We start from the raw sequence: 17,905 nt of genomic DNA on the forward strand, positions 1-17,905 counted from the left end.
AGACACACAAAAGAAAAGAGCATATTTTGAAAAAGATTAATCATAATACACTCTTTAATGATTCATTTATAACCTTTTTTCTAAATAGTAATGATTATGCCCTTTAGGATAATCTTCACTTACCCCTATCACTTTATATCCATGCTTCTTATAAAAATTAGGGGCTTGGAAACTAAAAGTATCTAATTTGATTAGCCTACATTCTTTTTTTATTGCAAATTCTTCAATAAGATTCATTAAATTGCTTCCATAACCTTCATGCCTGTATTTTTCAGAAACCCATAGGAAGTCAACATATACATGGTGCCAAAATGTGATTGCCGTTATCCCTCCTACTATTTCTTCTTTTTCATTCTTCACTATAAAACTAATCTTTTCTGAAGGTGTTTTTTCTTCATTTGAAAGTTGTTTTTGGTTATATTCAATTACTTTTTCTCTTATGTAATCACTATCTTCTTGTACCCATTGCTTTACTATTTGCATTTTAACTATCACGCCCCTTTACATTATTTATTCAATTTAATAATCGGAATTTCCTATCTTCTTTAATGTTAGATTATGAAATAAGTACAGGGAAAAAATTAGATTTTTTGAATGTCATTCATTGTTTATACATTTTTTGTAAAGCAAAAGAGCCCTAGTATAAGGACTCTTTCTTAGCATTAAGCTATTTTTCGATTTAACGATTTGATTTCCTTCTTCTTTTCTGCATTTGGAGGGCGGATTACTATAGAGATAACGAAAGATATAACACATAGAACACCGATTGTAATGAAGGTTGGCTGAAATCCGCCAAGTAGTGCTCCAATGAATGATCCTGCAAGTGCACCAAATCCGAAACCTTGGTAAACAATCCCGTAGTTTGTACTATGATTTTTTAATCCGAAGAAGTCTCCCACAATTGCTGGGAAGATAGTGATGTTACCACCAAAGCAAAAGGCAACACTCGCTACACAAGCAAAATAAATTCCGTAATTTAGTGGAATAAAACTTAAAGTGAAGACGGATAATCCAATAATAATAAATGTAGCCGAGACGATTTTTAATCGACCTATTTTATCTGATAACGTTCCAAGAATAATTCTACCTATTGTATTAAAGATTGCAATCATTGCGACGGCATTAGCGGCCGTCGCTGCACTAAGTCCAACGAGCTGCACCCCGATGTCTTTTACCATACCGATTAAATACAGTCCGCCCATACATGATGTGAATAACATGAAAAATAAGAGATATACTTGTTTTGTTTTCATCATTTCACGCGGCGTATAATCATTGTGTAATGTTTCAGTTGCAGTGTTACTTACAATTGCTTCACGTAAGAAGAATGATCCTATCAATACTAATAGTAAGACGATAATACCCCAATATAAAAATGCTTGTGATACTCCAAGACTGTTGATAAGATTTCCGTTTATATATCTAAAGATTAAGCTTCCCATTCCATATGCCGAAACAGATATACCAGAAATAAGTCCTTTACGGTTTGGAAACCATTTAATTAAATTAGATAGTGATGTAATATATGCTGTTCCATCAGCGTATCCAACGACAACACCGGCTAATAAATAAAGTAATGGTAATGAGGAAACCTGTGAACTAAGTATTAAACCGAGTCCTAAAACAATTCCTGCAGTAGCGATAAGTTTACGAAGTCCAAATTTTTGTTGTAGCTTTCCTGCAAATAGAGTTGAGAATGATAAAGAAAAACTCGTAATTGAGAACGTGATCGCGACTGAATTGAGGTTCCATCCAAACTTACTTACAAGGGGTTGATTAAATAAACTCCATGTGTAAATTGTTCCTAGGCCAATTTGAACAATGATTGTACCTAGAACAATTAGCAATGGATTTATAGATGTTTGTTTCATGCTAACTGTCCCCTTCTTTTATCATGACATGAATTTTCACAGTTAGTATATCCATGATAAATTGCAAGATACTGTACGGAAAATGGAAATTGAGTTAGCTTACACAAAAAGACACTTCATCAAGAAGTGCCTTTTTGTAGGTTATATACAGCATTTAAAGAAAGCTTTGTTAAGATAAGACATTTTCGAATGCTTATGTATATATGTTATCAAATAATTTGCTGAAAGTGATGAGACTTAAGACGTATTTTTCTTTCATAAATAAGTCGGAGAGAAAATTAATATTCAATTTCCTCAAAGTCTTTCGGCTGCGGTACAGTTTGCATATTAGCTGCATCTTTCGGATCGCTATAAATCGCGTTTTGTTCTGTGTTTATATCCTTTATATTTTGCTTTTTATTTTTATTCACTTCATTTTTCATTAAAGTTCACTCCTTTTTATTATAGGAGTAGTTATACCCTAACCATAGTATTTTTACTGCTACTAAATGTATCAGCGACTAAATTGCTAAATTCACGTAAATAATATAAATAATTATCCCCACCATAGTTGTATCTTTTATTGTACATTTTAGCAACGACGACATTATATTCTGGAATGACTAATATCGTTGGTCCTGTAATTCCTAATATTTGATAGGAACCTTTAGGAACTCGCTCACCAAGTTCGCTAAATAAAGCAGGTTCATTTTGAACGAACCAAAACAACCCGTTTTGAGGTAGTTCTTTATTTGTATACTCTGGACTTTGTAAGCTCGTAGCAAGTGCTATAACTTCTTTTGGCACAATTTGTTTACCATTTAAAAACCCTTTATTTAAATGAAGGTTACCCCAAAATGCAAATTCTCTCGCAGAGACAAAAAGATTTTTCTCGGAGCCGTCATCTACTGCACCAACACTACTTATTGCATCTTCATCTGGGTTTACAACAACCTTAACTAAATTATCATCTTGTTTTATTCTCCATCCAGTTTTTTTGAAATCAGCAGGTGTGAATACACGCTCCTTTAATAGTTCAGGAAAACTCTTATTATACAGTTGATAAATAAGCTGCGTCACCATTCTTACATTAATATCTCTGTACGCCCAAGCTTGTCCCGGCTCAAATTCACGAAAAGCTGTCCCATCATCGGTTTCATTTAAACCGTGTGAATGAGTTACTAAATGTCTTATCGTTGTCTTTCCAAGTAATGAAGAATCATATTCTTTAAAATAATTTACAGCCTCGTCATCAAGAGATTTTATTTTCCCCTCATAAACTGCATAAGCTACCATTAATCCTAAATAGCTTTTTCTTGCGGAAGCGACATTGAATTGTGAAGATATAGTTACTTTTTTACTAGTAGGAGTATTTGAATGCGTTCCACTATAATGCTCTAGTACAATCTTATTATCTTTAATAATACAAAGTGCTGCCGCAGAACTTTGATTGGTCTCTTTAATGCTTTCTACCCATGAAATTAATTTTTCATATTTGTACAAATAAATATCCCCCTAAAACATATAAAAATAACAGCATGAAAGAAAAGTTTCAATACATTATAACTTTGCATCTGCACTTTTCTTTCATGTGAAATATTATAGATCTATAATACTTAAATAAACCACCAGTTCCAGCAATTAGAACAGCTAAAACAACCAACACAGCCTACACAACCTACGCAACCGCCACAACGTCCGCCGCCACAACCACCACAGCGACCACCACAACCGCCACAACGTCCGCCGCCACCGCATCCGCCACAACGACGTGCGTCGTCTTGAATGTAGTAATATGGATATTGATTTTGTTGCTGATCCCAATACACAACATTACCAGGTTGATAAGCATTAAGGTTTAACGCTTGTAGTTCTTGTTGAAACTCATTCATTATGAAACCCTCCATTTACAAATGTAAATTCCGTCCAAATTTTCGAGTTTATTTACTTTTAAAAATAAAGTAGAAATAAGGCTATAGACTAAATGCGTACATCAACAAAATATGACTTTACACTAGGTGATGTACCTTGTTTATGAGCCTATTTTCTTTATATTCTTTTAGTGGACGGAATTAATATAAATAGAGACAATTAAAAATTACTAATCCAGCAAGTTAATAGTTCATCACTTAATTTTTTTTCTAGTAATTCTTTTACTGAAGGTGTCGGCATTATTGTATAGGAATTTATATTTTCTTTATTAAAATCAATCCAGTGAAATGCTAAATGGGACTCTTTAGATATTGGAGTGAAATCGGATTTTAACTCATTTGAATCTATTTCAAAAATGTGGTTAATTTCATGGTGGAGGGTTTCTTTGGCTTGCCATTGATTTTCTATGACGCCTAAAAATTGTTTTATACTGTAAGTTACTCCAAGTTCTTCTCGTAACTCTCTTATTAGTGCATTCTCTGCTGATTCCCCAATTTCAACATGACCACCGGGTAAAAAATAGTGATGGCCTATGTATTCAGCAACTAGTAATTTTTCATCTTTTATCATGATAGCTCGTACAATATGATGGAATTTACTTTTCATTTTGTATTCCTCCTACTCATTCACTTTATACTTGCTCGAAAATTTTCATTTAAAAGCGGGATAATATAAATCATAGGTGTTTCATATGGGTGAATTTCATTGATAATTGCAAGAGTACCTTTTACAAGTTCTCGTTTATACGTTAATTAAAACTAATAATTTTGATAAATGATTCTAAAAAAGAGTATGTTTATGAAGAAAATTATCAAAACATACTCTTAATATTTTTAGTTGATTCATTCTTTTACAATAAGGTTTGATTAGCCCTATTCTTTGCAGCCTCAAAATCGAAGCCGTAGCTAAAGTATGCAATCACTACTATTCCCTAAGCAAATCTATTCTCTACTTCAAATTTACCTGCCTGTACAAATTTTAGACTCTTAACGAACCACGAAAACCTCTTGCGGCATAGTAGGATTCTGCTCCATTGTGATACACAAAGACATGTCCAAAGCGATAATCGCAAAAAAGGGCACCGCCAAGTTCTCTAATATCAGAAGGTGTTTGCACCCAACTCGACGTCTTCATATCGAAATTTTCAAGATTATGTAATGTACGATATTCTTCTTCCGTTAATAGTTCAATACCCATGGCAGTTGCCATATCAATAGCGTTATTTTCTGGTTTATGTTTCTTTCTTGATTCTAGCGCTTCAAGATCGTAACAAACACTTCTACGACCTTTAGGACTTTCTGCTGAACAATCATAAAAAATATATTCGCCTTTTTCTTTACCAAAATCAACAACATCAGGTTCGCCACCAGTTCGTTCCATTTCGTTGAGCGACCACAACTTTTCAGTATTAGCATCCAGCCTTTCTTGAACATTAGCCCATTCTAAACCTTTATGACGGTTCATATTATTCTCAAAACGATCTTTCAATGTTTGTAGTAATTCTTCACGTTGCTCTAGTGACAACTCTTTTTTATTGCTTTCTTTCATATTAGTTCCTCCATTGATGTTTTTATTAATGATAGTTTAAGTATATATAAATACTGTTTTATAATAAAATGTTTAAATAATTGCGTGAATTGAGTTTGCGATAATTTATATGAATTAGTACAACCAATTCTCCGCAATATGACCCTTTAACGGAACAACTTATTGTTTCAAAACAGTACATCTTTATTTCAACAACAATAAGCGATATACTTCCTCACCGTCATATACATTTCCTAATGGTTTAAAATCATAACATTCATATAGTTTCTTTGCAGAAATATTATCTTTATGGACAGTTAATCTAATTTCCTCACACTCTTTAAAGTTATTTTTTATTAAGTTAATGATTTCCTGTAATGCTGCTTTTCCATATCCTTTTCCTTGCTCTTTTTCATCAATGATAAATCCGTTAATCCAATACATATCTGTTGACTCTCGTACAAAAGCATGCATAATAAAACCAACTATAAGGTCACCATCATATATAGCGAATGGAATATATTCGACATTTTCACCATCTGGTTTTATGTATACTTTAGCAAGTGATACTGCCACTGCGGGAACAAGATGGATTTGATTTTCTTTAACTCGTAACTTTAATGCGTCTTCCCAATTTTCTCTCGTAACAATTTTTAATTGAACGTTCACTATTTTAAGCTCCTTTAAAAAGAGAATTTATCTTTTATATTCAACGGAGTGAAATGATTCCCTTTTTCGACATCAACTTATAACATGATTTTCATAAAATCCTGAATAAATTTTTCCTCATCTAATTGTAACGCTATACGCGCCCCTTCAGATTTAGAGTGTGGGCGAAAATCAGCAAAAGTTTGTCCCTTCGTTTCGCCACATATATCCACAGTCACTTTTCGGGATGTATAATTTAAAAATGTAGGATTCACTAAACCGCTTATAGCAAGTACATCGTGTAATAATGGCCCTTCAATAGATGGATTGAGTTTTTGGTATGCTGATAAATAATAATCGTACATGGGTTTCATAATCGACTTAAATGGATTTTGTGTATTAACTAAAATGTAAGTAAATACACTTGGGGTTAAAACCGTTTTATTTGTTACATTTAAAGGGAATAACGTTATATTTTTCGCTTGCTGAAATACAATTTGACTTGCTATAGGATCTCCGTACACGTTTGCCTCTGCTAATGGAGTAACATTCCCTGCTTCTAAAAAGACACCACCCATAAAATAAATTCCTTTTATATTTAACATCAATTCGTTCCATAAATTAAAAGCAATCGCTAACGAGGTAGATCTTCCTACATCGACAATTGTTAAATCTTCTCCATACTTTACAAGAATCGCAGCAATACTACCAAAATTGTATATAGGAATAGATAACACACTTTCCGGTACATGGATGGGCCCTAATCCTTCTGGTCCATGGATTTCAGGGTAATACGTTGTAATTTCATTTGTAAGTGGGCCTGTTGCACCGCTAATTACAGGAATATCTTGTCTGTTTGCTAACTGTAAAATATATGCGGCATTATGAGCGGCATGTATATGTTCAACATTTCCATATCCAGTTACGATACCAACAATTTCAATTTCAGGATGCAGTAAGCCATACATAATTGCAAACGAATCATCAATACCTGGGTCTCCAAAAAATAAAACCTTCTCCAAGAAATGCACTCCTTTCATAGGTAAGATAATTATGTATATGTGGAAAAAAATTAAATCTATACAGTTCTAAGCAAATATTAATGGTGAGTAATGTATTGATAAAAAAGAACTAGCATTATGCTAGTTCTTTTGCAGATAAATAATCTACCAGTTTAATTAAATCTCGTACAAATATTGGACTAACTGATTTTAATATAGATTTTTTTCACTATATTTATAGAATTGAAAACCTGTTATTAATCCGAAATTTTGCATTCAAATTGCAAATACTCGTAGGGATGTCTTACCATACCTTTTCACTCTCAATGTGCTTATAATCATCTTTATTAAATGTTAAATGAGCAATCACAACTCCAAGTATAGTAATTCCCCCTCCAATTATCGAAACAAAGGTTGGCACCTCACCTAACCATATCCAAGCGATAATACATGCAGTTACTGGTGTTAAATATAGAGAACTTGTTGCCTCAGAAGCACTGGCATGGGATGTAATATATGCTAATGCAATATACGGCAGTACTGTCGGGAACACACCTAAATATATAACACTCAAAGTAATTTCTATAGGAGCTGTTACGATTTCTTGATAAATCCCTGGCAAAAAAATAAGCATAAATACAGTGCCAGACCAAATTGTATATATTGTAAATGGCAAGAAACCGTACTTTTTTAAGTATGGCCTTTGAAAAACGAAAAATAGACTTTCTGAAATTGCCGCCAATAATATTAGTAATCCCCCACTATTCAATTGAATGGAATCTCCTTGACTTAACGATAAAAAAGCAATTCCTACAAAACTAATTACACCACCGATCCAACCATTTAATTTCATTCTTTCATTCAAAAAAATAGAAGCAAGAATTGCCGTTAATATAGGTGTTACTGATACAATTAAACTAGCAGGTCCAGCATTCACACTCTTTTCACCGTAGTTCAGTGCAATATGATAAATTGTAAATCCAAGAGCACCAAATATAAAAATTACTGGAATATCTTTCAAATCAGGTAAACGTAACTTGTATATAAGTGAAAACAGAAAAAGAATCAAAGAAGCGATTAATAATCGTAGCAAAGTAAGGTGTTCAGGGGTGTAAGCTTCAAGCCCCATCCGAATTCCTGGAAAAGCTGTTCCCCATATAAGAATCGTAAAAGCGTGAGCACATACAATACGAAAATCCCATTTTTTATTATGCATATATTCTCTCCCTCTCCAATAAACCAGCCATTTTCTAATTACCAATTATTTCTTTTCATCATATTTAATAGTTGATACAATGTCTTCAACCAGTTAATCCTCGAAAAAACCAACCACTTTGCATTTTTAAAATGAATGAGGGAGTTTTTAATATGTCTACTGATAAAAAACTGCCTAAATATCGGCAGATAATAGACTATATGAAAGAAAAAATTGAATACGGAGAATGGCCAATTGGAAGTAAGGTTCCTAGCCAGCGGCAGTTAGCGAAATTATTTCATGTAAATCGTAGTACTGTAATAATTGCACTAGAAGAACTTATGGCAGATGGCTTAATTCAAGGGAAAATCGGGTCAGGAACAATTGTAACGAATAATACATGGTCATTATTAGCCACCAATCCCCCGCCCGATTGGAGTGAATATGTAAAGGCTGGTATTCATAAACCAAGCAAGTTAATGGTACGAGAAATAAATGAAGCAGAAGCAAATAAAAAATTGATTCATCTTAGTAAAGGAGAACTTGCACCTCATCTTTTCCCGTTAGAAACTATGCAATTCATTATGCGTAACGTATGTGAGGAACTAGATTATTTCGGATATGAAGAACAAAAAGGATATCTCCCTTTACGTGAAGCAATAAGTAATTATGTAAAATCATTTGGAATAAATACATCACCAAGCTCTATATTAATAGTCTCTGGTGCATTACAGGCATTACAATTAATATCAATCGGTCTTTTACATAGAGAGTCAACTGTTTTACTTGAACGACCTTCTTACTTATATTCTCTTCACGTATTTCAATCGGCTAATATTCACCTTTCTGGAATACAGATGGATCAACATGGAATTATCCCTAATGATTTGTTAAGAAGAATTAATTATAGTCAAAAGAAAAATATTTTATATTCGATTCCTTGTTTTCAAAATCCGACGGGTGTATTAATGTCCAAGAATCGACGAAAAGAAATACTAAGAATATGCGAAAAAGAACAATTGCCTATCATTGAAGATGATATTTACCGTGAGTTATGGATGGATGAACTACCGCCCCCTCCTTTAAAGTCGATGGATAAATATGGACATGTTTTATATATCGGTAGTCTATCTAAAACACTTAGCCCAGGACTTAGGATTGGTTGGATTATCGGACCAGAGCCTGTTATTGAGAGATTATCAGACATAAAAATGCAAACTGACTATGGGTCAAGTTCTTTATCTCAAAGAGTTGCTGCAGAATGGTTGAGTAGAGGTTTTTATGAGGAGCACGTAGCCAATGTAAGGATTCATCTAAAAGAACGAAGACAAATAATGATACAAGCATTAAATATGTACTGTGCTGACATTACTACATGGGATATTCCTAGAGGTGGATTTTTTATATGGCTAAGGGTAGTGCCTAACATTTCGATGAAAAAACTATTTTCAGAAGCATTATCGAAGGGCATTCTTTTAAATCCAGGACGTATTTATGAAGAAGAATCAGATCAATATATACGTTTATCGTATGGATATGCTTCCCCTGAAGAAATCAATCGAGGAATTTATATATTAAGTGAATTGATCCGTGGGTTGATGGAATAACAAAAATCCTCTTTAATGTAAAGAGGATTTTTGTTATATCTTATTTACCACAATCGCATTTCGTTTCCTAATAAAATGAGTTCTTCATAAGAATCACCGTCAATCTTTAGCGGATACTCTTATTTCAATATATTAAGTCGAACTAACAATATTATTCAACTTTTCTCCTATACTGCAATACTATAAGAATAAAAAGGAGAAATTAATATGAGCATTTTCAATATCCTTTTGACCATTCACATATTATTTGGAACCATATGTTTAATTACGGGAATTGTAGCGATGCTTGCTCAAAAAAAGAAAGGGAAACATACAGAATGGGGAGAAATATATCATGCATCTTACGTTGTAATAACTCTTACTGCAATTATATTGTCCATTATAAACTGGGATAAAATCGCATATTTATTTTATGTAGCAATTTTCTCTTATTCATTTGCGATTTATGGCTATCTTGCAGGAAAAAAGCGTTGGAAAAATTGGGTTCATCACCATATTAGAGGTATGTTAGGCTCCTATATCGGTGCCGTAACCGCACTTTTAGTAAACGTCGGAATTCATATTCCAATTATTAATTTACTGCCGCCTATATGGTTTTGGTTTTTACCTACCTTAATTGGCATTCCTCTCGTAGCCAGTGTATCAAAAAAATATAAAAAACAGAGGGAAAATTAGTTGCATTTTGATTACTTTCTGAGTAATCTTATGAAAAATTATGCTCAATACAGAGAATAGTATGATTATTTAGATTTCATGTTTCCTATGATATAATGGGTTATATTGTTTTTTACCATCTAAATTAAATATAGGAGGATTTTAATGATACTATCACAAGATAAAAACATTAAACTAGTGATACATGCAATTACTTTATTATCTTTCTTGGCCTTTTTCCTCTTTGGTAATACACTTTTCTTTATACCGCTCATACTTTATTTCGTTTTCAAATCACAAAGTATAAAAGAGATGAATCTAGAATCAGCCCTTTTCCAATTTGGAGTATGGCTCGCTGTATTTCTTTGGAACTTCGTAGTAATCCGTACGATCATGCTTTCCTTATTACACATTGACTTGAGTACAAATTCCTTATTTGTTATTTTTGGAACAATTCCACTATATATAATACTTTTAGCCGCCGTAATTTTAGGACCACTTAAAGGGATTTTATATGAATTACAAAATAAAGAATTTCATTATCCTATTGTTTCACGATGGGTGCATAGAACTAAATAAAAAGAATCCAATATTTTTATTGGATTCTTTTTGTTTTCTCTTTTGCATAGTTATTTAAACTTCGGCTCAATGTATTCAATTATGTTGCCATCAGGAAAACAGCCGTACATCATTTCCTATCGGGTAATTCTATTTATTTATGATTTTTCAAATCCAATATTGAATGTAAACGATCCGGATAATTAGTAAACATGCCGTCTACACCCCATACTAGTAACTTTTTCATATCTTTTTCATTATCTACTGTAAATGGATGAACTTCTAATCCATAATTCTTTATTTTTTTTACGTAGGTTGCATCAATATATTTGTAATTCATACCAAGACCTATGCAGTATGTTTTATACTTTTCTATTTCTGATTCTGTTAATTGAACTGCTTTTTTATGTGATAATAATTGTACTAGCGGTATATTGGCATTTAAATTATGAATCTTTCGCAGACTTTCTTCACTAAATGATTGAATAATAACTTTATCATTTATTTGGTAATGATTAATAATTTCTAATAGTTTTTCTTCCATTCCAGGATATTTATCTGGCGATTTTGTTTCGATATAATAGTTAGCATTATGTCCAAACGTTTCAATAATTTCTTCTATTGTTGGAACTGTAGCATCTTCAAATTCTTTCTTTGCTAAATTAGAATGCTTTTTATTGAAAAAAGATCCTGCATTTAGTTTCTTTATTTCTTCTAATGTATGCTCTTTTACTAAGCCCGCACCGTTTGTTGTACGGTTTAATGTTTCATCATGCATAGCTATTAAATGTCCATCTTTTGTCATTTGGAGATCTATTTCTATATAGTCACCTTTTAATTGTTGTCCTAATGTATAAGCAACTATTGTATGTTCTGGTGCATATGCAGAAGCACCTCTATGCGCAATGTTTTTTATATGATTTGATTGATTAGTAGCTTTTATATAATTATGTTCATTTACTTGTTGAAAAACAAAGATGCTTATTACTATGAAGAAACAAATGATTGTAATTATAGTTGTTTTTTTCATAACGGTATGTTAACTCCTATATTTAAAACAATTTGACTTGGATGATTTACTCAAATAAATGCCGATTTTCAAAAACAGTCATTTGTCCTACAACTTGAAAGCCGGATTTTTTATAAATATTTATTCCATCAGGTGAAGCTTGTAATACGCAATACGTATTTTTTAGTTGTTCAGCTTCTTGCAGCAAGAAATTAAACATAGTAGAGCCGAATCCTTGTCCTCTCATTTCTTCTTTAGTCGCTATATCATAAATACCGACACTATCTTTCGTACATACTAAAGAGCCAACAGATACTACCTCACCTTTATAAAGACCTAAGTATAGTTTCATGTTATCGCTATTCCATAAACTTAAAGAAGAAATTTGATTATAGTATGCTTGTACATTTTTACCTTCCTCTGATGTACCAAATAGATTAGCTAACGTTTCTCCAAACTTTTTGATTTGTCCTGAAGAAGATGCTTTTTGTATCGTAAAACCTACTGGCATGTTTATTCTTGGATGAATTGTTTTTAATTCTGCTACCATCGCGATATTCTTTTCAGCTTCTTTTAAACCAAGTTTGATTAATTCGCTTTTTATAGTCTGTTCTTGCTTATCATCCCAAAACCAAACACTCATTGGAAATTTCTTTTGATTATAGTATTCTACCTCCTTATATAATTTCTCGATTCCTTCCGTTACATTACTATTTAGTAGTGTGATAATATTAAATGTATCTGCAGGTAATCCGCAGTCGACAGTAATGTAATCCTTCGTTTCTTTTACATCCATTCCATTTACCTGCCGCGCAATATATGAGGTTTTATATGTAAAATTGTCTATTAGTAACTGTTTATAATTCATTCATTTTGCTCCTTTCATAAAAATTCGTATTCGAATCCTTCAGTATTAAATATATCATATAAGAAATGTACCTATTTCTATAAAAATATCTCTATAAATCACTCTTTGCGCCCTAAAAGAATTAAAAATGATATAACGTTGTCGGAATGAAAAAAGTGGTATATAATAAATATTAACATTACTAGTAATTATTTTAGGTATTCCTAGAATAAAGGAGCGATACATATGAAAATTACTATTTATTTCGGAAGTCATGAAGATCAAGATGTTCGTACTATGGACTGTCATTTAGATGTAGAAGATACAGAAGAGATTGTATCTGTATCTTAATATAAATAATGGGATGAAACCTCTTCCCTGCAACGTTTAAGGCACCTTTTATAGGTGTCTTTTTTATTGTTTTTTCGTCAAAAACCCTTTACTTTAGTGCGTTTTAATAGTAAAATATAAATATACGAACAAACGTTCTTTTAATTTATTTGTACATGAAGGGATGATTTCAACAATGACTCAAGCAAAGCGCAGAGGAAGAAAAAAGCAAACACCTATTATTTCAAATACAGGCTTTATCGGCTCTGTCTTTATTGATACATTGGAGTTACAAAAGAAATCCTATTATTTCGCTCGTAAAAAACTTCAAATTGTTCATCACGTACTAGATGGTCTATCTGGGGCAACGAGTGCATTATTTAAAGAACATAATATATCCGCACACATGTCATGTGTGTATTTACATAAACAAAAGAAAATCGGCTTTGTTCTTTCAACAAAACCGTTTGAACAAAGTGATGGCGTTGCTTACTTTATAAATTATTTAATCGAAAAGAATTTTTACGGTAACGAAGAAGTAGAATATCAAGAAGTATTTAATACAGGTTTTATTGGTGTAGTATTCGCGGATTTATCTAGTATAGATCGCTTTAATTTTGAGTTTGAAATGGGTATGTTAACGAAGTTAATGAAAGATATGATCATTCCTGTTAAAGAGCTCTTTTTACGCCACAATGTACCGGCTTACATCTCCACTTCTCATTTAGAGGAGCAAAATAAATTAGGTTTCGTTCTATCTGTAAAGCCATATGATGAACGTGCAGAAGCAGATTTATACTTTGAAACATATTTAAAAGAGCGCGGGTTATTTATTGGTGAAGAAGAAGATGATATTGATAAGATTGTCATTAGAAAGACAGCTGAATTACGATAGAAAAGCACAGGATGATGTTCCTGTGCTTTTTAAACATTTAACAATATCACTTAGCTACGCAAAACACTATAATCTTTTGAATGAATTTCTAAATTCAACTTATTTGAGTAAGCTTTATTTAAAATAAGAAATACTATCCCTCCTGCAATTGGAAGCATGTAGGCTGGAATATAATTTAATAATAGACCCGATAATGCTAGTGCTATTGGCTGCATCATTTTACCTATACTTAATCCAATACTGAGCACTCTTCCCCTATATTCATCGGGAATCTCTTTTTGCATGAAATAAGTTAAAGGAATATCAATTAGTGCTATCATTAGCCCTAAAAAGAACATAATAATGCAATACGTAGTAACGTATACAAAATTATCTACTTCAATACTTTTGAATGAAATTGGAATCCCTGAAATTATCATAAAAATTGCCAACATAAAACTTGATTTTTTTAAAAGATAGGAATAAGAAAAACGATCAGTTATCTTTTTTACTAATATTGCACCAACTATCATTCCTACTGGAAAAGTCCCATGAATCATGCCAAATTGCTTCGAACTAAGATTGAGAACTGTGTTTATTATGTATGGTAATGGGACGATTACAGCAAAACCTAGGAAGAAATTAAGTACAGTTAAAATACGAAACGTATTTTTTAAGCTTTCCCTTTCAATTAAGTAAGAAAACGCCTCTTTTATATCTTTAATAAAATTAATTTCTCTTTTTGAACATCCATCTTTTATGTTGTACTCGAACAATTTAAAGTGAATAAACAATATGGATATGCCCGAAAGAATAAATGAAATACCATTTATAATTATAAAAGTTTTTATATCTAATACAGCAAAAATGATGCCACCTAACATAGGACCGAGAATCAAAGATACAGAATCGATAATTTTACTTATAGAGTTAATACTCATTAGCTTCTCTTTAGAGACGATATTTGGTTTTGCGGCTTCTAATCCTATTCCGAAGAATGTTGTAAATACCGACATAAGAAAGGTAGTAGCATAAATGATGAATAAGTTTAATCCATAATTGATGCTTACTATATAAACAGCAATTAATAAGCATCCATTTAGTAGATCCATACAAATAACCAGCTTCTTTTTATCAACCTTATCTGCGATTACGCCGGCAAATGGATTCATAACAATCATTGGAATCGTTCCTAAAATGAGTGTAATTGCGAAATTTAATGCTGATCCGGTTATTTGTAAAACATATAATCCTAATGCAAAACTATAAATAGAGCTACCAAATATTGATACTGTTTTCCCAATTACATAGAGACAAATATTTCTTAGTTCTTGATTGCTTTTTTCATTTTGTAAATGTATTCGTAAACGCTCCATAACTTTTCCCTCCCACTTAACTTTGTATTACGTATAGTGTAAGTTCTCGGGTCAACCCAATATCAATATGCTAGTATTAAAAACTTTTAAAAGAAAAATTAAAAAAGATGGGGTTAACCCCATCTTTTTCCGAAAAATGAATATGTATAAATTTCTTCTCCTTGAACAAAGAAATCCTCGTATTTTCCTCCTCGTTCTATATATTCTGAAGTTCTTTCATCTATGGAATTAAACTGTAGCTTTTGGATTTCTCTCTTCACTTTTGAAGACGTAAAATTATCTCGAAATCTAGTTGTAATTTGGCTATTTATGCTGAAATTTTTAAATAAAATAAATGAACTTAATAAATAACAATCAGGTTTTAAAAGGGAATTTAATTCATGTAATAAAAAATTTTCATGCTCAAAACTGTAATTACTTGTACCAGACTGATCAATTACAATATCAACAGAATGATTCTGAATAGGTATACTTAAAAAATCAGCGCAAATAAAAAGAATGTTTCTTTTGGAATTTCTTCTTTCAATTACATCTTTTAAAAATAGAAGTTTATTCAAATCTCGATCAACAGCAATATATAAGCAATCCTCTGGCAGCTCTTCATAAATATTTCGTAAAAAGAATCCAAGACCTGATCCTATATCAAGTATTACCTTGTCATTTAAATCTAGTTGTTTTAGTTTCTTTTTCGCCCATTCTCCTACTCTATGTATATTCTCCAAATAAGAAGAATCAGTTTCATGGATATAATTTGAAATAGGATCTTCAAAAGAAGCCCTGTCAGACGTTTCAAACGATTTACCTGCTGTTAAAATCCCTGAATTAATAACATACTCTTCGCCGCAATTACAAGTTAATTTCCCCTCCGTAATTTGATTGCTATTAATAATTCCATCTTGAAGAATTAAATTCCCGCTACACTTAAAACATGTAAGAAAATTAAGTACCCTTAAATCTATCCCTAAAATTGAATTAGAAATCTGAGTTGTTATAGATAAATCATTTAACGCTGCCTTTAATTTATCTCTTCTTTCCTTTAAATTTTTTATTTCATGTTCCACCTTTTCATATTTCAATTTAAATAAAGATTGGTAAAAAGTATCTTTTTCATAATTTATAGATTTTGCTAAACTTTTATAAAGAAAAAGTTCTTTAATTTCATTCAAACTAAATCCTAGCCATTTGTACTCTAATATAAGCTCTACATCTTTTTGACAATACTCATCAAAAAAATAATGGCCACCCTTCTTTTCGGGGATAATTAGCCCGAGATCCATATAATGTCTAATCGCATCTATACTTAAATTATTTTTTTCTCCAAATTTACCGATTTTCATAATATCACTACCATTTTAGTATTTGTTTATAAATACTTCTTTTCTAATAGTAGGAAATCCTTTTATCTATACATAATTATCTAGTATGGGGTAGATTCAATGGATACTTCATATTTGTTGTAGAAAAAAATAAAAAACCCGCGAATTATTCACGGGTTTTCCTCTTAATAACTAATTGCTATTGTACCTTCACCTGCATGTACAGCAAATGAAATTGGCAATGGATAAAGCTTGAAATCCATTTCAGGGAATGCTTGTTTAATATCTGAAATCCATTCTTCAGCTCCATCTTTATCGTTAGCATAGAACATATGAAGTACTTTTGGTAATTCTTTTTCAAGCTCATTTTTAATGTATTCTCTACATTTTTGGATTTTACGCACTTTCTTTTCAAGTAAAAGTTCTCCGCCTTTTACTTCTAAGATTAAGTTGACACTTAATAAACTTCCAAGTAAAAATTGAACTCCCTTTACTCGACCACTTGCATATAAACCTTTTAAGCTTTTTGGAAATACATAAAAAGGCCTTCTTTTTTCATCTACTAATGTTTTATGTATATCTTGTAAAGTCATACCATCATTGTATAACGTTTTAGCTTTTCTCAGAAGTTCATCCATTGGATAACTTGTCGTTTCACTATCTAATACAGTTAAAGGGAAACCTGCCATATCAGCAGCTAACTTCATATTTTGATAGGTCCCACTTACTTTTCCGCTAATAGCAACTGCAAAGCCTTCTTCATATTCTTCTTTGCATTTAGTAAATAATTCTACCATTTCCCCTATGTTAGGTTGCGAAGTAGTAACGGTTCTTCCATCATTTAACGCTTCATAAAGACGTTTATGAACTCCTTCTTCACAATCCTTATAAGACACTCCATCAATAATAACTTCAATTGGGATAACAAAGTTATCACCATCTGTTGTAAAACTCGCAGTTGTACTATCAGTAAACCAAGCAACACGCTTCATGTTGTTCCTCCCTTATTCTGTTCCTCTTTTCTGACTTTTCTATATATTTATCTTACGAAAAGAGAATATCCCCTGTAATAGTAACAGGACTTTATTATTTTGGCTATAGTAGATGTATAATAAATGTGAATGTTTTTTGTCTATTTATCAAAAAAAAAGAAAACCACAAAATTTTCCGGCCTTCTTTTA

General features: G+C 31.9%; 19 protein-coding genes. 4 read left to right on the forward strand and 15 right to left on the reverse strand.

Annotated features, from left to right (window positions below; all coding sequences use genetic code 11):
• Positions 1–66 precede the first annotated feature (66 nt).
• The 10 genes from LCF45_RS12975 to LCF45_RS13020 all read right to left on the reverse strand — a co-directional run bounded on the left by LCF45_RS12975 (position 67) and on the right by LCF45_RS13020 (position 8,174).
• Positions 67–483 (reverse strand): GNAT family N-acetyltransferase, encoded by a 417-nt coding sequence (locus LCF45_RS12975; RefSeq protein ID WP_263894876.1) that lies wholly within the window; start codon positions 481–483, stop codon positions 67–69.
• A 179-nt stretch (positions 484–662) separates the two neighbouring features.
• Positions 663–1,871: an L-lactate MFS transporter gene (locus LCF45_RS12980; protein WP_002032385.1), complete on the reverse strand. Its 1,209-nt coding sequence runs from the start codon at positions 1,869–1,871 to the stop codon at positions 663–665.
• A 278-nt stretch (positions 1,872–2,149) separates the two neighbouring features.
• Complete coding sequence (locus tag LCF45_RS12985; protein ID WP_176112616.1) at positions 2,150–2,293, reverse strand: hypothetical protein; 144 nt, start codon at positions 2,291–2,293, stop codon at positions 2,150–2,152.
• 31 nt (positions 2,294–2,324) lie between these two features.
• Positions 2,325–3,353 carry a serine hydrolase domain-containing protein gene (locus tag LCF45_RS12990; protein ID WP_078207063.1) on the reverse strand — a complete coding sequence of 343 codons (1,029 nt, stop codon included), beginning with the start codon at positions 3,351–3,353 and terminating at the stop codon, positions 2,325–2,327.
• Between the two features lie 113 nt (positions 3,354–3,466).
• Positions 3,467–3,742 carry a heterocycloanthracin/sonorensin family bacteriocin gene (locus tag LCF45_RS12995; protein WP_001001869.1) on the reverse strand — a complete coding sequence of 92 codons (276 nt, stop codon included), beginning with the start codon at positions 3,740–3,742 and terminating at the stop codon, positions 3,467–3,469.
• A gap of 199 nt (positions 3,743–3,941) precedes the next feature.
• Complete coding sequence (locus LCF45_RS13000; protein WP_000836819.1) at positions 3,942–4,388, reverse strand: NUDIX domain-containing protein; 447 nt, start codon at positions 4,386–4,388, stop codon at positions 3,942–3,944.
• A gap of 372 nt (positions 4,389–4,760) precedes the next feature.
• A complete protein-coding gene (locus tag LCF45_RS13005; protein ID WP_000665071.1) occupies positions 4,761–5,330 on the reverse strand; it encodes a DUF4256 domain-containing protein in 570 nt (189 codons plus the stop codon).
• 183 nt (positions 5,331–5,513) lie between these two features.
• Positions 5,514–5,978: a GNAT family N-acetyltransferase gene (locus tag LCF45_RS13010; RefSeq protein ID WP_002168287.1), complete on the reverse strand. Its 465-nt coding sequence runs from the start codon at positions 5,976–5,978 to the stop codon at positions 5,514–5,516.
• Positions 5,979–6,055: 77 nt separating this feature from the next.
• A complete protein-coding gene (locus LCF45_RS13015) occupies positions 6,056–6,979 on the reverse strand; it encodes a nucleoside hydrolase (protein WP_002127616.1) in 924 nt (307 codons plus the stop codon).
• Positions 6,980–7,262: 283 nt separating this feature from the next.
• On the reverse strand, positions 7,263–8,174 hold the full coding sequence (locus LCF45_RS13020) for a DMT family transporter (RefSeq protein WP_263894877.1): 912 nt from the start codon (positions 8,172–8,174) through the stop codon (positions 7,263–7,265).
• A 152-nt stretch (positions 8,175–8,326) separates the two neighbouring features.
• Between LCF45_RS13020 and LCF45_RS13025 the strand changes: the two genes are divergently transcribed.
• From LCF45_RS13025 to LCF45_RS13035, 3 genes are all read left to right on the forward strand, one after another.
• Positions 8,327–9,760 carry a MocR-like pyridoxine biosynthesis transcription factor PdxR gene (locus LCF45_RS13025; RefSeq protein ID WP_078203293.1) on the forward strand — a complete coding sequence of 478 codons (1,434 nt, stop codon included), beginning with the start codon at positions 8,327–8,329 and terminating at the stop codon, positions 9,758–9,760.
• 207 nt (positions 9,761–9,967) lie between these two features.
• A complete protein-coding gene (locus tag LCF45_RS13030; RefSeq protein ID WP_016120287.1) occupies positions 9,968–10,435 on the forward strand; it encodes a hypothetical protein in 468 nt (155 codons plus the stop codon).
• 144 nt (positions 10,436–10,579) lie between these two features.
• A complete protein-coding gene (locus LCF45_RS13035) occupies positions 10,580–10,993 on the forward strand; it encodes a magnetosome magnetite crystal formation protein family (protein ID WP_002141962.1) in 414 nt (137 codons plus the stop codon).
• A gap of 133 nt (positions 10,994–11,126) precedes the next feature.
• On the opposite strand, the gene LCF45_RS13040 is transcribed toward LCF45_RS13035, so the two are convergent.
• Both LCF45_RS13040 and LCF45_RS13045 read right to left on the reverse strand, forming a co-directional pair.
• The gene (locus tag LCF45_RS13040; RefSeq protein ID WP_003189570.1) at positions 11,127–12,002 is read right to left on the reverse strand and encodes a glycerophosphodiester phosphodiesterase; all 876 of its coding nucleotides are present in this window, start codon (positions 12,000–12,002) and stop codon (positions 11,127–11,129) included.
• Between the two features lie 46 nt (positions 12,003–12,048).
• Positions 12,049–12,849 carry a GNAT family N-acetyltransferase gene (locus tag LCF45_RS13045; protein WP_002127623.1) on the reverse strand — a complete coding sequence of 267 codons (801 nt, stop codon included), beginning with the start codon at positions 12,847–12,849 and terminating at the stop codon, positions 12,049–12,051.
• A gap of 505 nt (positions 12,850–13,354) precedes the next feature.
• Between LCF45_RS13045 and LCF45_RS13050 the strand changes: the two genes are divergently transcribed.
• On the forward strand, positions 13,355–14,053 hold the full coding sequence (locus LCF45_RS13050) for a hypothetical protein (protein ID WP_002168283.1): 699 nt from the start codon (positions 13,355–13,357) through the stop codon (positions 14,051–14,053).
• 50 nt (positions 14,054–14,103) lie between these two features.
• Here LCF45_RS13050 and LCF45_RS13055 read toward each other — a convergent pair whose 3' ends face one another.
• The 3 genes from LCF45_RS13055 to LCF45_RS13065 all read right to left on the reverse strand — a co-directional run bounded on the left by LCF45_RS13055 (position 14,104) and on the right by LCF45_RS13065 (position 17,716).
• Complete coding sequence (locus LCF45_RS13055; protein ID WP_078207006.1) at positions 14,104–15,408, reverse strand: MFS transporter; 1,305 nt, start codon at positions 15,406–15,408, stop codon at positions 14,104–14,106.
• Positions 15,409–15,521: 113 nt separating this feature from the next.
• Positions 15,522–16,745: a methyltransferase domain-containing protein gene (locus LCF45_RS13060; protein WP_002168281.1), complete on the reverse strand. Its 1,224-nt coding sequence runs from the start codon at positions 16,743–16,745 to the stop codon at positions 15,522–15,524.
• A gap of 164 nt (positions 16,746–16,909) precedes the next feature.
• The gene (locus LCF45_RS13065; protein WP_002127627.1) at positions 16,910–17,716 is read right to left on the reverse strand and encodes a DegV family protein; all 807 of its coding nucleotides are present in this window, start codon (positions 17,714–17,716) and stop codon (positions 16,910–16,912) included.
• Positions 17,717–17,905 lie beyond the last annotated feature (189 nt).

This window comes from Bacillus sp. 41-22 (assembly GCF_025809295.1).
Lineage (GTDB): Bacteria > Bacillota > Bacilli > Bacillales > Bacillaceae_G > Bacillus_A > Bacillus_A mycoides.

What these genes read in the sequence shown, in the direction of transcription:
- LCF45_RS13035 (WP_002141962.1), top strand. Translation starts at nt 10,580, where the DNA reads ATGATACTATCACAAGATAAAAACATTAAACTAGTGATACATGCAATT.
- LCF45_RS13060 (WP_002168281.1), bottom strand. Translation starts at nt 16,745, where the DNA reads ATGAAAATCGGTAAATTTGGAGAAAAAAATAATTTAAGTATAGATGCG.
- LCF45_RS13045 (WP_002127623.1), bottom strand. Translation starts at nt 12,849, where the DNA reads ATGAATTATAAACAGTTACTAATAGACAATTTTACATATAAAACCTCA.
- LCF45_RS13040 (WP_003189570.1), bottom strand. Translation starts at nt 12,002, where the DNA reads ATGAAAAAAACAACTATAATTACAATCATTTGTTTCTTCATAGTAATA.
- LCF45_RS13020 (WP_263894877.1), bottom strand. Translation starts at nt 8,174, where the DNA reads ATGCATAATAAAAAATGGGATTTTCGTATTGTATGTGCTCACGCTTTT.
- LCF45_RS13025 (WP_078203293.1), top strand. Translation starts at nt 8,327, where the DNA reads ATGTCTACTGATAAAAAACTGCCTAAATATCGGCAGATAATAGACTAT.
- LCF45_RS12975 (WP_263894876.1), bottom strand. Translation starts at nt 483, where the DNA reads ATGCAAATAGTAAAGCAATGGGTACAAGAAGATAGTGATTACATAAGA.
- LCF45_RS12995 (WP_001001869.1), bottom strand. Translation starts at nt 3,742, where the DNA reads ATGAATGAGTTTCAACAAGAACTACAAGCGTTAAACCTTAATGCTTAT.
- LCF45_RS13050 (WP_002168283.1), top strand. Translation starts at nt 13,355, where the DNA reads ATGACTCAAGCAAAGCGCAGAGGAAGAAAAAAGCAAACACCTATTATT.
- LCF45_RS13000 (WP_000836819.1), bottom strand. Translation starts at nt 4,388, where the DNA reads ATGAAAAGTAAATTCCATCATATTGTACGAGCTATCATGATAAAAGAT.
- LCF45_RS13005 (WP_000665071.1), bottom strand. Translation starts at nt 5,330, where the DNA reads ATGAAAGAAAGCAATAAAAAAGAGTTGTCACTAGAGCAACGTGAAGAA.
- LCF45_RS13065 (WP_002127627.1), bottom strand. Translation starts at nt 17,716, where the DNA reads ATGAAGCGTGTTGCTTGGTTTACTGATAGTACAACTGCGAGTTTTACA.
- LCF45_RS13030 (WP_016120287.1), top strand. Translation starts at nt 9,968, where the DNA reads ATGAGCATTTTCAATATCCTTTTGACCATTCACATATTATTTGGAACC.
- LCF45_RS12980 (WP_002032385.1), bottom strand. Translation starts at nt 1,871, where the DNA reads ATGAAACAAACATCTATAAATCCATTGCTAATTGTTCTAGGTACAATC.
- LCF45_RS12985 (WP_176112616.1), bottom strand. Translation starts at nt 2,293, where the DNA reads ATGAAAAATGAAGTGAATAAAAATAAAAAGCAAAATATAAAGGATATA.
- LCF45_RS13055 (WP_078207006.1), bottom strand. Translation starts at nt 15,408, where the DNA reads ATGGAGCGTTTACGAATACATTTACAAAATGAAAAAAGCAATCAAGAA.